At 74.0% G+C, this 13,975-nt stretch carries 11 protein-coding genes; 5 read left to right on the top strand and 6 right to left on the bottom strand.

All coding sequences use genetic code 11. The features are described from left to right. Entirely contained in the window at nucleotides 1-975 is a 975-nt protein-coding gene (locus tag ACFYL6_RS24035) for an alpha/beta fold hydrolase (protein WP_387174381.1), read from the bottom strand. Between the two features lie 23 nt (nucleotides 976-998). Further along, nucleotides 999-3,224, bottom strand: a complete 2,226-nt coding sequence (locus tag ACFYL6_RS24030; protein WP_387174447.1) for a hypothetical protein — start codon at nucleotides 3,222-3,224, stop codon at nucleotides 999-1,001. A 1,208-nt stretch (nucleotides 3,225-4,432) separates the two neighbouring features. Here ACFYL6_RS24030 and ACFYL6_RS24025 point away from each other — a divergent pair. Further along, nucleotides 4,433-5,071: a TetR/AcrR family transcriptional regulator gene (locus ACFYL6_RS24025; protein WP_110563158.1), complete on the top strand. Its 639-nt coding sequence runs from the start codon at nucleotides 4,433-4,435 to the stop codon at nucleotides 5,069-5,071. A 64-nt stretch (nucleotides 5,072-5,135) separates the two neighbouring features. Beyond that, nucleotides 5,136-5,363 (top strand): DUF3107 domain-containing protein, encoded by a 228-nt coding sequence (locus ACFYL6_RS24020; RefSeq protein ID WP_179781071.1) that lies wholly within the window; start codon nucleotides 5,136-5,138, stop codon nucleotides 5,361-5,363. A gap of 75 nt (nucleotides 5,364-5,438) precedes the next feature. Here ACFYL6_RS24020 and ACFYL6_RS24015 read toward each other — a convergent pair whose 3' ends face one another. Continuing rightward, nucleotides 5,439-6,074, bottom strand: a complete 636-nt coding sequence (locus ACFYL6_RS24015) for a ferritin-like fold-containing protein (protein ID WP_387174379.1) — start codon at nucleotides 6,072-6,074, stop codon at nucleotides 5,439-5,441. 461 nt (nucleotides 6,075-6,535) lie between these two features. Between ACFYL6_RS24015 and ACFYL6_RS24010 the strand changes: the two genes are divergently transcribed. Together ACFYL6_RS24010 and ACFYL6_RS24005 are read left to right on the top strand one after the other, a co-directional pair. Next, on the top strand, nucleotides 6,536-8,224 hold the full coding sequence (locus ACFYL6_RS24010; RefSeq protein ID WP_387174377.1) for a DEAD/DEAH box helicase: 1,689 nt from the start codon (nucleotides 6,536-6,538) through the stop codon (nucleotides 8,222-8,224). Nucleotides 8,225-8,312: 88 nt separating this feature from the next. After that, nucleotides 8,313-9,467, top strand: a complete 1,155-nt coding sequence (locus tag ACFYL6_RS24005) for a class I SAM-dependent methyltransferase (RefSeq protein WP_387174375.1) — start codon at nucleotides 8,313-8,315, stop codon at nucleotides 9,465-9,467. Nucleotides 9,468-9,478: 11 nt separating this feature from the next. On the opposite strand, the gene ACFYL6_RS24000 is transcribed toward ACFYL6_RS24005, so the two are convergent. After that, nucleotides 9,479-9,919 (bottom strand): hypothetical protein, encoded by a 441-nt coding sequence (locus tag ACFYL6_RS24000; protein ID WP_387174373.1) that lies wholly within the window; start codon nucleotides 9,917-9,919, stop codon nucleotides 9,479-9,481. Nucleotides 9,920-10,167: 248 nt separating this feature from the next. On the opposite strand from ACFYL6_RS24000, the gene ACFYL6_RS23995 reads away from it, so the two are divergent. Then, nucleotides 10,168-10,584: a helix-turn-helix domain-containing protein gene (locus tag ACFYL6_RS23995; RefSeq protein WP_355426229.1), complete on the top strand. Its 417-nt coding sequence runs from the start codon at nucleotides 10,168-10,170 to the stop codon at nucleotides 10,582-10,584. Between the two features lie 123 nt (nucleotides 10,585-10,707). On the opposite strand, the gene ACFYL6_RS23990 is transcribed toward ACFYL6_RS23995, so the two are convergent. Both ACFYL6_RS23990 and ACFYL6_RS23985 read right to left on the bottom strand, forming a co-directional pair. Continuing rightward, the gene (locus ACFYL6_RS23990; RefSeq protein WP_387174371.1) at nucleotides 10,708-11,634 is read right to left on the bottom strand and encodes a hypothetical protein; all 927 of its coding nucleotides are present in this window, start codon (nucleotides 11,632-11,634) and stop codon (nucleotides 10,708-10,710) included. A 197-nt stretch (nucleotides 11,635-11,831) separates the two neighbouring features. After that, nucleotides 11,832-13,964 carry a DEAD/DEAH box helicase gene (locus tag ACFYL6_RS23985; protein WP_387174369.1) on the bottom strand — a complete coding sequence of 711 codons (2,133 nt, stop codon included), beginning with the start codon at nucleotides 13,962-13,964 and terminating at the stop codon, nucleotides 11,832-11,834. Between the last annotated feature and the right edge of the window lie 11 nt (nucleotides 13,965-13,975).

Genomic DNA, 13,975 nt, shown 5'->3' with positions numbered 1-13,975 from the left:
TCAGCCTGCCAGATCGGACCGCCCCGCGGCGTCCTCCGTTTCGGCGAGCAGGCCGACCACCGCGCGGGCAACCAGCCGGGGAACCTCCAACTGCGCCACATGACCCACACCGTCGAGCATCATCAATCGGCTGTCCGGAATGACCCGTGCGGTCTGCGGCGCGACCCGCACGTCGACCAGGCGGTCCTGCCGACCGCCCACGACCAGGGTCGGCGCGCGAACCGCCTCGGCGAGACGCCACAGCGACCCCGGCCCCGGCAGGTACGCCCGCAGGAAGCTGGAGACCAGCCCACGGAACGTCCGGACGTACGCGGCGGCGTAGTGCTCGGCCTCGTACCGCACCCGGATCTCCTCCAGCGCCTCGGCCCGGCGCTGATCGCAGATCCGGCTGAGGTCGGCCACGCACGCCTCCAGCACCTGCTGGGCCATCACCTCGGGCGCGAGCGAGGTGAGTCGTCGGGCGACCAGCCGTTCCCCGCGTGGAATGGCGAGCACCGGCAGCATCCGCCCCTGCAACGAGCGCCGAAAATCCAGGAACGGCAGCGCAGGGGAGATCAGGGTGAGGGTACGGACCAGGTCCGGCCGGAGCCCGGCGACCTGGACCGCGACCGCGCCGCCCAGCGAGTTGCCGAACAGGTGCACCGGACCCCGACCGGAATGCTCGATCCAGCGGACGACCAGATCCGCGAAGGCCGGGATCGTGTAACGCGGGCCCGGCTCGCTACGGCCGAAGCCGGGCAGGTCGATGGCCTGACCGTCCAGCCGGTCGGCGAGCAACCCGGCCAGGTCGGTCCAGTTCTGCGACGACCCGCCCAGCCCGTGCACGTACAGCGCCGGCTCCGCCCCAGCGGCGGTGGCCGGGGTGTCCCGCACGTACGTGACCCGGCCGTCGAGCCGGACTTCCCGACCCGGCCACGGCGGCGGGACACGGTGATCGGGGAGCAGATGGTCCGGCCAGAGGGTGGCGCTTCTCATCGTTCCAGTCTGCCCCGGACCACTCAGGACAGCAGCGCCTCCAGCCGACGGTTGACCGCCGCCAGCGTCGCCCGGACCACCGCCTGACGCGGATCCCCCGCGACCAGGGCCGACCCGGCGAGCTGCTCGACCCAACCCTCACAGACCAGCAACGCCACCACGGTGGCCACCTCGCAATTGCCGAACGGCACCACCGCCGCGTGTTCGACGAAGCAGCGCCCCCGCTCGGCGTTGTCGGCGCCGCGCAGCAACTCGTCCACCGCGGCGGCCGCGGCCACCGCGCAGAGCCGCAGCACGTAACCGTCCACCGCCGGCCCGGTGGCGTACCCGGAGGCGCTGTCGCCCCCGGCCAGCAGCCGGACCTCCACGTTCGCGTCCAGGCCGAAGGTGCTGACCTGCACGTGGTCGATCACCACGCGAGGCCCCGGCGTGTCGCCGGTCTCCAGCGGCCGGGACGGCGCCGACTCCGTCGTGGTCACCTGACCACCGGAGTACGACGTGCCAAGCGTCGCCGGGCTACCGGTCGCGCCGCCGGTCGGCGCTGCCGAGACCGAGCCGGGCTCCTCCACCGTGGCGCGACCCCGGTGCGGAGCGGTCGACCGGCGGCGGCGCGTCGGGTCCGTGCTGGTCCGCTGCTCCGGGCCGGCCGGCGGGGCCTCGACCCGAGCGCCGGAAGGGCGGACGACAGTTGGCGACTCGGCCGCCCGAACCTCGCCGGAATCGCGCGAAGCCGCGTTCTTGGTTTCCGGGGTACGCCGCTCGGCGGGTCGGGGCTCGGCCGCGCGACGGCGAACCGGTGGAGGTGGCGTGCTGGGCAGGCCGGGCACGTTCTGCGGGGCCGCGGCCAACCCCATCCGCTCCTGGAGAAGCCGGGCCACCTGCCGGCTCACCTCGGCCGGGTCGGCGCCGTCGGCCAGGTCCAGTCGCAGGCTGTGCGCCCCGGCCGGCGTACGGCGCAGGGCCGCGTCGCGGACACCGGCCACCTCCCGGACGGCGTCCAGGATGGCGTTGACGTCGAACCCCTCGGGGCGCTCCCGCAGTGGGGCTGGCTCGTCGTCCCGACGCAGGTGGGTGGCGATGCGGGCGAGTTCCGGGGTTTCGGCGGGTGGCTCCACGGCTGGCGGCTCCGGCACGACGGGCACGTCCGGTTCCGCGGGGACGCGCTGCGGCAGCACCACCGCGCTCGGGTCCGACTGCCGGCCATCGTCCCCCGGCGACGTCGGGTCGGGGGCGGATCGGCGCGCCGCGTAGGCGGACGCCGACGCGGGCTGATCGCGGCGGCCGGAACCCTTCGCGGCGGCGGGCGGGACCGCTGCGGCGGAGGACGGCGTGGCGTCACTCGATGGCAGGTCACTGCCCGGCGCGGCCGGTCGGGGCGCCTCGACGGGTGACGGACCGGGCTCGGGTGACTCCGGCCGGAGCCGGAACGGTGCGGTCGGCCGGACCTCGGGCCGGGACCGGCCGGGCGTCTCGCCGACGTCGCCCCCACCGGTGCTGGCCGATCGGCTGGCCGGCCAGGACGGACGCTCGACCGGGGTCGCGGGGATCCGACCCTCGGACCAGTCCGGCCGCTCGGCCCGCGAACTGCTCGCCGTCGGCGAACCGCCGGTCCAGGTCGGCCGCTCCGCGACCAGCGACGGGCCTGCCGGAGCCGGTGGCGCCTCGGTCAGCGTGGGAGGTGGCCCGGCGGGTGCCGGAGGCGGGCTGGCGGGTGCCGGAGGTGACGCCTCGGCCGCTGCGGGCGGGTCGGCAGCTGACGGGCTGGCGGCCCAGGAGGGTCGCGTCGGCGGCGCGCTGGCCGGTGCCGGATCGGAACCCCCGGCCCAGGACGGCCGCGTCGACGTCGCGCTGGTCGTCGGCGGTTCGGACCCGCCAGCCCAGGACGGTCGTACCGGCGGCACGCTTGTCGCTGCCTCGGACCCGCCGGCCCAGGACGGCCGCGCCGGCGGCACGCTGGTCGGCGTCGGATCGGACCCCCCAGCCCAGGAGGGACGCGCGGGCGACGCGCTGGTGGGGTCGGGGGCGGCCCCGCCAGCCCAGGACGGACGGTCGGCCCGGGACCCACCGGTCGGCGTGGCACCCCCGGCCCAGGACGGACGGTCGGCCGGCGGACCACTGGTCGGCGACGCACCCCCCGCCCAGGACGGACGGTCAACCGGTGGTGCGCTGGTCGGTTCGGCGGGGCGCTCCGGCGTGGACTCGGATCCACCCCGGCCGGGTTCGTACGCACGGGGCGGATCGGCGCGCACCGGCTCGTACGGGCGGGGCACCTCGGCGCGCACCGGCTCGTACGGCTGGTTGGGCTCGGCGACCCAGCCCGGCGCCGACTCGTCCCGTGCTGCCGGGCCAACCGGCTCGTCGTCCGGACGGGACCAGGGTGGGGCCCACCCGCCACCCCAACTCGGACGGTTCCAGCTCGGCCCCGACCAGTCGGGCTCGATGGCCGACGACTCCCCGGCCCGGTGCGTGTCGCCGGGCAGGTGCGTGTCTCCGGCGCGGTGTGTCTCTGCCGGCCGGGCGCCCTCGGCGGCGCGACCGGGCTCGCCCTCGTCGGCGGGCCCAGCCGGGCCCGGGGTGCGTCCCGCGGTCGCCGCGTGCTCCGGGGCGAGCGGGTCCCGCCAGTCGCGTGGCGCGGTCGGATTCTCGTCGGCGGCCGGTCGCTCGCCGGTCGGCGCGTGGAAACCGGGAGGCACCTCGAAACCCGACGCCGCGGTGCCGACGGGCGGCACCTGGACGGCCGGTGGGGCCGAGGTGGGCAACCCGGGCTCGGCCCAGCGGGCACGGTGCGCGGCGGCCGGATCGACGGTGGAGTGCGGGGCGGGGCCCGGGTCGGGCTCGACGGCACCCTGCTCCGCCGGAGGTGCGGGACGTTGGGCGGGCACCACGAGCCGGTCGCCGGCCGCCCCGGGTCGACCCTCGGCGGGCAGCCCGGGCGGCGCGCTCACCGGGGTGGGGCGTCCCGTCGGCGGTTCGAGACCGGGGTGATGGACGCCGTTGACGTCGTCCGGGTGGTGCACGCCGTTGACGTGGTGGCCGTTGCTGCGGGCCGGCGACTCCGAGTCGCCCGACCGCCCGACCAGCGGCGATGGCAGGTCGCCGTGCCGTGTCGAGGACGTCCGCCAGCCCGACGCCGGGTCCGGCTGCCAGCGCGGCGCCTCGTCCCGGGCGTCCTCGCGGTCGGCGGCTCGGGGCCACCCACCCGCCGGAGGCGCCCACCCGCTGACGGAACGGCTCGGGTCGTCGTGCTGACCCGCTCCGTCACCGTGCTCTCCCGGGGTGGCGGCTCCGGGTTGCCCTGTTTCACTCACCGCGCGCTCCTTGGTCGCCCCCGCTGAGGCTACCGTGTGCCGAGAGTGGCGATAAGTTACAGCGGCGGGCCATTTCCACGACCGAGGTCACGGGCCTCGCCCGGTCTGGGGGGAAAATGCCGGCTCGTACGGAGAACTCGGAGGATCCCATGACCGCTGCGGGGAACGGTGCACAGACCGCCGGCCGGCCCACCCGCCTGCCCCGCTCCGCGCGCCGTAAGCAGCTTCTCGCTGCGGCGCAGGAGGTGTTCGTCGCGCAGGGCTACCACGCCGCCGCGATGGACGACATCGCCGAGCGGGCCGGGGTCTCGAAGCCGGTGCTCTACCAACACTTTCCCGGAAAGATGGATCTCTACCTGGCGCTGCTCGACACGCACTGTGACGCCATCGTCGCTCAGGTGCAGGACGCGATGCGCGGCACCAGCGACAACAAGGAGCGGGTCGGCGCGTCGGTGCGGGCGTACTTCGACTTCGTCGACCACGAGAGCGAGGCGTTCCGGCTCGTCTTCGAGTCGGATCTGCGCAACGACCCGGCGGTGCGGCAGCGGGTGGAGCGGGTCGAGCAGGGCTGCATCGCGGCGATCACCGACACCATCATCTCCGACACCGGGGTGAGCCGGGCGCACGCCGAGTTGCTCGCCTCCGGGCTGGTCGGCGCGGCGGAGACGGCCGCGCAGTTCTGGCTGGCCGGTGGCCGGCAGGTGCCGAAGGCCGAGGCCGAGGCGTTGGTGGCCGCGCTGTCGTGGCGGGGCATCGCGAGCTTCCCGCTGCAAGGTGAGTCAGCCTGACCGTCGACCCCGTGATCGGATAGCCTTCGCAGGGCGGTTCTTTCGCCCCAGTTGAGGAGGCACAGTGGAGGTCAAGATCGGCGTGCAGTACGCGCCGCGCGAGCTGGTAGTGGACAGCGCGCAGTCGCCGGCCGAGATCGAGCAGATCGTGACCGACGCCTTCGCCGGCAACGGCGGCACGCTCTCCCTGACCGACGAGAAGGGCCGGCGGGTGATCGTTCCGGTCGAGAAGGTCGCCTACGTGGAGATCGCCGAGGCGTCGCCCCGGGCGGTCGGGTTCACCGTCCGCTGACCGGTCCGGCCATCGCGGCAGGTCGGCACTTGGCCACCTGCCGCAGGCCGGCACCGGCCCGACCCGGCCGGGCGGTCAGTTGTTCAGCCCGGCGGCGGCCATCCGCGCGGTGTGCGCGGTGGTGAGCCTGCCGAACAGCCCAGGCACGTCGACCCGGCCGTCCCGCGCGACCAGCGCGGTGAGGGTGGCCCGCTCGGCGGCGACGCGGCCGGCCTGGGACAACGCCTCTCCGACCAGCCGCCGGGCCCACATCGAGAGCCGACCAGCCACCCGGGGGTCGTCGGCGACGGCCAGCCGGATCTCCGCCGCGGCGAAGTCCGCGTACCGGGAGTCGTGCAGGACGTCCAGCACCAACCCCCGGTCCGGTTCCTCCAGCGCATCGGCGATCTCGCGAACGAAGTCGTCGGTGATCGCGTCGCCGACGTACGCCTTGGTGACCACTTCCGCCCAGTCCCGTGGCTCGGTCGAGTCGTGGTACGCCTGCACCGGCTCGACATAGGGCGCCATCGCATCCTCCGGCGGCACGCCCAGCGCGGTGAGCCGGTCGGCGAGGCGCCGGTAGTTGACGATCTCGGCCGCGGCCATCTCGTTCAACGCGGCCCGGCGGCGCAGGTCGGGGGCGAGCCGGGCGTCGCCGGCCATCCGCTCGAAGGCGAGCAGCTCACCGAAGGCGACGAGACCCAAAAGGTCAGCGACGGCGAAAGCAGACACGAGCGGCAGGCTACCGCGTATCGCTCTGCGCGGGCGTCCCGCCATCTCCGGGTCGATCATGGAGTACTGGTGCCCGCCTTGACATAATTTGCGAACTTTGCACCCCACCACAACTCCATGATCGACGCCGACGGGCGCGAGGCCTGCGCGAGGCCCGCGCGAGGCCTGCGCGAGGCCCGCGCGAGGCCTGCGCAGCGCGAGGCAGGGCAGCGGTTGTGGTCTAGGTCACATTTGCTTGCCCCGCGTGGCGAGGGGCCGACTGGGAATCGGGACGGGGGCGTGCCTGTTCAGGTAACATGGAGCAGTTGCCGTGGGCGCCGATCTGATCGAAGCTCAGCCCGCGGCGCGCGTGCGGCCCGGTCCGGCTCGGCAATCTGCCGCCGACCGTGTGGCCCGCGTCATACCGAACGCGCCCTGAGGACATGACGGGCGCACCCACGAGAGGGCACCCCCACATCCACATGAGCGACCTGACTCAAGATTTGCTGGACGGCCAGGAACTGGCCCCCATCGCCCCGGTTCGACCGGAGGCCCCCACGTTCGCCGCACTCGGCGCCCGCGCCGAGACCGTCGAGGCCCTGGCCTCGGCTGGCATCACCCGCGCCTTCGCCATCCAGGAGTACGCGATTCCGATCGCGCTGCGCGGCGTCGACCTGATCGGTCAGGCGCCCACCGGCACCGGCAAGACCCTCGGCTTCGGCGTCCCACTGCTCGACCGGGTCTTCGCCCCGGGCGAGGGCAGCGACGGCGTCCCCCAGGCGCTGGTCGTCGTCCCCACCCGTGAGCTGGGCATCCAGGTCGCCAAGGATCTGGCCGCTGCCGGCCGGACGCGCGGCGTCCGGGTGCTGCCGATCTACGGCGGAGTGGCGTACGAGCCGCAGATCGACGCGCTGCGCAAGGGCGTCGAGATCCTGGTCGGCACTCCCGGCCGACTGATGGACCTGCAGAAGCAGAAGCACCTCCGACTGGACCGGGTGCACGCACTCGTCCTCGACGAGGCCGACCGGATGCTCGACCTGGGCTTCCTCGACGACGTCGAGAAGATCCTGGCGATGCTCCCGGAAGACCGGCAGACGATGCTCTTCTCGGCCACCATGCCGGACCCGATCGTCACCCTGTCGCGGCGCTTCCTGCGCCAACCGATGACGATCCACGCCGGGCACACCGCCGAGACCGGCCCGTCGCCGCAGACCCAGCAACTGGTCTACCGCACCCACTCGATGAACAAGGTCGAGGTGGTGGCGCGCATCCTCCAGGCGGAGGGGCGTGGGCTGACCATGATCTTCACGCGTACCAAGCGGGCCGCCGACCGGGTCGCCGAGGACCTCGACTTCCGCGGGTTCGCGGTCGCCGCGGTGCACGGTGACCTCGGCCAGGGCGCCCGCGAGCGGGCTCTGCGGGCCTTCCGGGCCGGCAAGATCGACATCCTGGTCGCCACCGACGTGGCGGCCCGTGGGCTGGACGTCACCGGCGTCACCCACGTCATCAACTACGACTGCCCGGAAGACCAGGACACCTACACCCACCGGATCGGTCGTACCGGCCGGGCCGGCGCGACGGGTGTCGCGGTGACCTTCGTCGACTGGGACGACATGCCGCGCTGGCGGATCATCGACAAGACCCTCGGTCTGGAGATGCCGGAGCCGCCGGAGACGTACCACACGTCGCCGCACCTCTACACCGACCTGCACATCTCCACCGAGGTCAGCGGCACGCTGCCCACGGCCGAGCGCACCCGGGCCGGGCTGTCCGCCGAGATCGAAGAGGATCTGGGTGGGACGACCCGCTCCCGCCGGGGCGACAGCGGTGGTCGGGGCCCCCGACGCGGTGAGAGCCGCGGCGAGGGTCGCGGCGAGCGCCGTGGTCGGGGCGATGGCCGCCGCGACCGCTCCGACGCCGGAACGCCGGCCGTCGCCGAGGCGCCCGTGGCGGACGCCGACGACGAAGGCACCCGTACCCCCCGCCGCCGGCGTCGCCGCCGGTCCGGCGAGGTGGTCGCGGGCGAGGCGACCGCGGTGATCTCCGCCGACGCCAGCCCCGCCGAGCCGGCCGCCGCGTCCGACGGCGAGGCGTCCAAGCCGCGCCGCCGCCGGCGCCGCCGTGGTGGCGGTTCCGGCGCGGGTACGCCGGCCGAGGCGACCGCGGACTGACCACCAGCCACACCTGACATCCCCCGCACCGCCTCGCGCGGTGCGGGGGATGTTCCCTTCTCCCACCCCACCTGCTGAAAATGGAACGATGCCGCAACCACTGGACGCCGCCCTGACCGAGGTTCGGGCGCTGCTGCTCGACCCCGCGCTGACCCGGGCGGTCGCCGCCGGACGCCGCCGCGGGCGCCGCCCCACCGTTGAGCGGGCCGAGCTGCGGCCGGTGACGCTCAAGGCCGGGCCCCGGATGCAGATCACCACGTCCGACGGCGCTCGCCCGTACACCCGCAACATCGCCTCGGGTCCCGAGGCCGCTGCGGCGGTCGACGAACTGCTCGCCGAGCCGTTCGGCAACTGGCACGTCGAGACGGCCGACGCGACGCTCCAGCTGCGGGTGACCAAGTCCGGTGAGGCGCAGGTGCACCGGGCCGCGGCGTCCCGCCCGGCGGCGACCCCCACCGGAAACGACCGGACGAAGGAATACCTGCTCGACCCGGGTGACCCGATCTTCGCCGAGATCGGCGGCTCGGCGGCCAAGCGCCGCCAGGTGGACGCGTTCCTGCGGGCTCTGGCCGCGACCCTGCCCGACGACCTGACCGGTCCGCTACGGGTGGTCGACCTGGGCTGCGGCAACGCCTACCTGACGTTCGCCGCGTACCGCTACCTGACGAGCCGAGGGCTCGACGTCCAGCTGATCGGCGTGGACGTCCGCGAGGACCAGCGGCGGCGCAACACCGAGCTGGCGCAGCGGCTGGGCTGGGCCGATCAGGTCAGCTTCGTGGCCGGGACGATCGCCGACGCCGTCGTCGACCCCGCCCCCGATCTGGTGCTGGCGTTGCACGCCTGCGACACCGCCACCGACGAGGCGCTGGCCCGCGCGGTGCGCTGGGAGGCCCGCTGGGTGCTCGCCGCGCCGTGCTGCCACCACGACCTGGCGAAGCAGCTCCGCGCGCACCCCGCCCCGGCCCCGTACGAGCTGCTGACCCGCCAGGGCATCCTGCGCGAACGCTTCGCCGACGTGCTCACCGACGCCGTGCGCGCCGGGCTGCTGCGCGTACACGGGTACCGGGCGGAGGTGGTGGAGTTCGTGGACTCGCAGCACACCCCGCGTAACCTGCTGATCCGCGCACGTCGTACCGGTGCCGGGGCGACCGAGCCGCAGCGCGCGGAGTACCGCGAGCTGGTGGACCAGTGGCAGGTCACCCCCCGGCTGGAGACGCTGCTGGCCGCCGGAGAGACGCCCTAGCTCCTGGGTGGCTAGCGTCGGCGGTCCCGGCCACCGTTGCGCCCGCTGGCACCACGGTCGAGGACCGACACCCGGTCGGCGGCGGGTCGCTCGGCGGCCCACTCACCGTCGCCCGGGGCGGTCGGGAATGGTACGACCTTGCCGCCGGTCTCGGCGTTGCCGGCTGCCGCGAAGGCGTTCCAGGAGATGTCCACCAGCAGCCTCTTCACCTCGGCGTGCCGGATGGCGGCGTTGTGTTGCAACGCCATCCGGGCACCGAGCAGGACCGCGACCAGCGTGGTGGTGATGGTGCCGGTGGCGGCCAGCACCTGGAGACCGGTCGCCGAGTCGGTGCGGAGCACCAGGACCAGCAACCAGACCCAGAACCCGGCAGCGAAGACGCCGGCCTTGGCGACGAAGAAGAGGCTCACCGCACCGGGCTGGTACGGCTGGGGGCGGCTCGATTCGGCCATGGTGCTCCTCGGCGGTGGTCCGGTCGGACGCGGCAGGCGACGGACGCCATGTCGGGACGGGCACCGAGCTTAATGGAAGAACGATGATGATCGCTGGATGCAATTTTCGTTCTGCACACACGGTTCCAGAGAAAAGTCTCGTCCACGGGACAGTTTGTGCGGTCAGTCAATTGTTTCCGGGTCTGGGCGTACTACCCTCGGAAGGCGCATCGTCCCGGTGCTCCGGTGGGAGGGGAAGACACACAGGGATGGGATCCGCCGACGTATCACCGCAGATGGCCTTCGCCCGCTTCGTCCGGCGCGCCATCGATGACGCTCGCGACGAACGTGGTTGGACCGTGACTGATCTTGCCTCGCACACGGGCGTGGGTCGATCCACCGTCTTCCGCTGGCTGGCCGGTGATTGGCAGGACTATCCCGAGTTGGCCAAGGTGCGCGGCTTCTGCGCCGCACTGGATCTGCCGGTCGCCGCCGCGTTCCGCGCGCTCGGGCTGCCCGATGCCGGCCCCGCGCCCCGCCGCCGCCAGGACGACGGCCCGGTCGAGGCCGACGTCCGGGCCATCCTGGACCGGCTGGCCGACCCCACGGTCCCCGCCGAGGAGAAGCACCACATCCGCGACCTGCTCCGCTACCTGGCCCGTCGCCCCATCCGCCGAGCCGGCTAACCCAACCCCAACCCCCACCCCACCCCCCGGTTCCGGGGCTGTTGATCATGAAGTTATTGCCCCGACACGCCGTGGCGAGAGGCGATAACTTCATGATCACCGGGAGAGGGTGGGGGCCGAGGCCTAGGGGACGGTCAGGGTGAATTCGGCGGTTCGGACCTCGGCGCTCACCTGGAAGTCGAGGTAGAGGCGGTAGCGGCCCGGGCCGGGAGTCGTCAACCAGAACTTGATCTGACCGTCCACCAGCTCGGTCTCCGGGTGCACGTGCAGGTAGCCGAGGTCGCCCTCGCGCAACGCCACCAGGTGCCCGTACGCCCCGAGGTACCGCTCCAGCGGGGCTGCGCCGCCACCGCCGTCCACTCGGAAGGTCAGCGGCACGGTCGTCCCGGCCTGCGGAGTGCCCTGGTAGCCCACGGTGAAGCCGTCCACGGTCGTCGAGGTGGCCGGCACCGGCAGTGGACGAGGCTGGTAGTCGCCGGGCGCCACCAGGTCCGTGCCGAGTACCACCGCGGTCTGCGCGCCGTTGTCGGCGACGACTGTGAAATCGGCGTACGCGCGCCAGAGGCCGGGCTGCACGAGGGTCAACGGCACCGACCAGGTGCCGTCGGCCGCCATGGCCGGGTGCAGGTGCTGGTAACCGGTCAGGTCCCGTCGGACGACGATGAGGTGCATCGGCTTGTCGTGCACGATGGCGAACCGGGTGACCGGCCGGCGCTGCCCGTCGCGCACCTGGAAGCGGAGCTGACCGGGGCGGCCCGCCACGAACTCGCTGGCCAGGGGGGCCAGGGTGAACCCGGCCGCGCTGACCGCCAGACCGCCCGGCTCGGTAGCCGCGCCCTGGTCGGTGACCGTGGCGGAGCCGTGGTTGTGCGGCGCGACGCCCGGCGGATCGGTGTGCTCGGCTGCCAACGACGGGTTGCCGGTGGCGGCACCTGTGGTGTTCAGCCGGCCGAGGCCGAAGCCGAGCAACACCGCCAGCACCAGCCCGCCGACCACCAGCGCCAGCCGGAGGGTGCTCCGGTCCGGCCCGGCGGAACCCTGATCAGTCACGACCGACGCCCAGCGCCTGGCCGGCCTCGCCACCGGCGGTCGGGTCCGTGCCGGCGTACGCGCGGCGGACGGGCTGCTGGTCGGTCATGCCGCCCACGGTACCGTCGCGTCCGGCCGGGTCAGGCCGACGCCCGGACAGCGTGGCGACTGTCGCACTCGACGCCGCCCGGGAACTTCCCACCGACCTCGGCAGGGGGTCAGCCGGCAACGGCGAGGGCGAGCGGGAGCACGTCGGTCGCGCCGGCCCGGCGCAGGGCCCGGGCCACAAGCGTCATCGTCCAGCCCGAGTCGATCAGGTCGTCGACGAGCAGCACCGGGCCGTCCAGCCCGGCCAGCGCGTCGGCCAGGTCGGTCGGCACGGTGAAGGCGTCGTGCAGTGCGCGTACCCGTTGGGCGCTGTTGCCGCGTGGCCCGGCTGGCCCGCCCGACCCTTCGGCCGTGACCTCGCCGAGCAGCGGCAGCCGGCCCACGGTGGCGATCCGCTCGGCGAGCGAGCCGAGCAGCCGGGGCCGCCGCCGGGAACCGACCGCGACCACCCCCACCGGCCGGCGGGGCCACGGGTCGTCGCCGTGCGCCCACGCCTTCAGCACCTCCACCACGGCGCCGGCGACGTCGTCGGGCACCGGCGCGTCCGGAGCCTCCGGGCCGACGAGATCACGCAGCCGGCCACCCCAGCCCAGGTCGGAGAGGCGCCCGACGGCCCGGCCCGGCAGCGCCTGGTCCGCGGGGGCGATCCGGCCCTTGAGGGGTACGCCCACCGCGTCGAGCCCGGTCGGCCAGAGCTTCTTGGGCGCGATCTCCACGCCGGGTCGGCCCAGGAAGGTCTGCGCGGCGGCGAGCGCGGCCGTCGACACGTCCGCGGCGAAGAGGGGGTCGGCGCACCTGTCGCACCGGCCGCAGTCGACCGCCCCGGTGTCGTCCAGGCGTTCCCGTAGGTACCGCATCCGGCAGTCGGACGTGGTCGCGTACTCCCGCATGGCCTGTTGCTCGACGGTGCGCGCCTCGGCGACGCGGCGCAACCGGGCCTCGTCGTAGACCCACGGCTCGCCGGTGGCGAGCCAACCACCGCGCACCCGGCGGACCGCGCCGTCCACGTCGAGCACCTTGAGCATCAGCTCCAACCGGGCCCGGCGAAGGTCGACGAGGGGTTCGAGGGCCTGGGTGGAGAGCGGACGGTCGGTGTGCAGGGCGGCCAGCACGGCCCGGACCTGCTGCTCCGGTGGGAACGCCAGCGAAGCGAAGTACCGCCAGATCGCGGCGTCCTCGACGCCGGGCAGCAGCAGCACCTCGGCGTGCTCGACGGCGCGGCCGGCGCGGCCGACCTGCTGGTAGTACGCGATCGGCGAGGGCGGCGCGCCGAGGTGGACGACGAAGCCCAGGTCGGGCTTGTCGAAGCCCATACCGAGGGCGCTGGTGGCGACCAACGCCTTGATCTTGTTGTCGAGCAGGTCCTGTTCGGCGGCCCGCCGGTCGGCGTCGTCGGACTGCCCGCTGTACGAGGCGACCGGGTAGCCCCGGGAGCGCAGGAACTCGGCAGTCTCCCCCGCTGCCGCCACGGTCAGCGTGTAGACGATGCCCGAGCCGGGCAGCTGGTCCAGGTGGTCGGCGAGCCAGGCCAGCCGGTGCGCCGGGCTGGGCAGGTCGAGCACCCCGAGGCGCAGCGACTCGCGGTCCAGGGTGCCGCGCAGGATGAGGGCGTCACCCAGCTGCTCGGCGACGTCCTGGGTGACCCGGGCGTTGGCGGTGGCGGTGGTCGCCAACACGGGGGTGCGCTCGGGCAGCTCGGCGAGGAACGTCCGAAGCCGCCGGTAGTCTGGCCGGAAGTCGTGCCCCCAGTCGGAGACGCAGTGCGCCTCGTCGACCACCAGCAGGCCGGTGGTCGCGGCCAACTTGGGCAGGACGCCGTCGCGGAAGTCCGGGTTGTTGAGCCGTTCCGGGCTGATCAGCAGCACATCCACCGCGCCGGTCTGGATCTCGGCGGTGATCTCGTCCCACTCGTCGAGGTTCGCCGAGTTGATCGTGCGGGCCCGGATGCCGGCCCGAGCGGCCGCCTCGACCTGGTTGCGCATCAACGCCAGCAGCGGCGAGACGATGACTGTCGGCCCGGCCTGGTGGCCCTGCTCGCGGTCCCGGAGCAGGGCGGTGGCCACGAAGTAGACCGCCGACTTGCCCCAACCCGTCCGCTGGACGCAGAGCACCCGTCGCCGGTCGACGACAAGTGCCTCGATGGCGCGCCACTGATCCTCGCGCAGCCGGGCGTGGTCACCGGCCAGCCGGCGCAGCACCGCCTCAGCCCGCTCCCGTACCCCTGCCCGCTCTGCTGTCTCCACCCGGCATTTCT

The organism is Micromonospora sp. NPDC007208, from assembly GCF_042869175.1.
Taxonomy (GTDB): Bacteria; Actinomycetota; Actinomycetes; order Mycobacteriales; family Micromonosporaceae; genus Micromonospora; species Micromonospora foliorum.
Note: the sequence above shows the minus strand (reverse complement) of the source record. Positions and strands in the feature narration are given on the sequence as shown.

Excerpts from the sequence above, each read along its gene's own strand:
- ACFYL6_RS24025 (WP_110563158.1), top strand. The coding sequence starts at position 4,433 with ATGACCGCTGCGGGGAACGGTGCACAGACCGCCGGCCGGCCCACCCGC.
- ACFYL6_RS24000 (WP_387174373.1), bottom strand. The coding sequence starts at position 9,919 with ATGGCCGAATCGAGCCGCCCCCAGCCGTACCAGCCCGGTGCGGTGAGC.
- ACFYL6_RS24035 (WP_387174381.1), bottom strand. The coding sequence starts at position 975 with ATGAGAAGCGCCACCCTCTGGCCGGACCATCTGCTCCCCGATCACCGT.
- ACFYL6_RS24005 (WP_387174375.1), top strand. The coding sequence starts at position 8,313 with ATGCCGCAACCACTGGACGCCGCCCTGACCGAGGTTCGGGCGCTGCTG.
- ACFYL6_RS23995 (WP_355426229.1), top strand. The coding sequence starts at position 10,168 with ATGGGATCCGCCGACGTATCACCGCAGATGGCCTTCGCCCGCTTCGTC.
- ACFYL6_RS24010 (WP_387174377.1), top strand. The coding sequence starts at position 6,536 with ATGAGCGACCTGACTCAAGATTTGCTGGACGGCCAGGAACTGGCCCCC.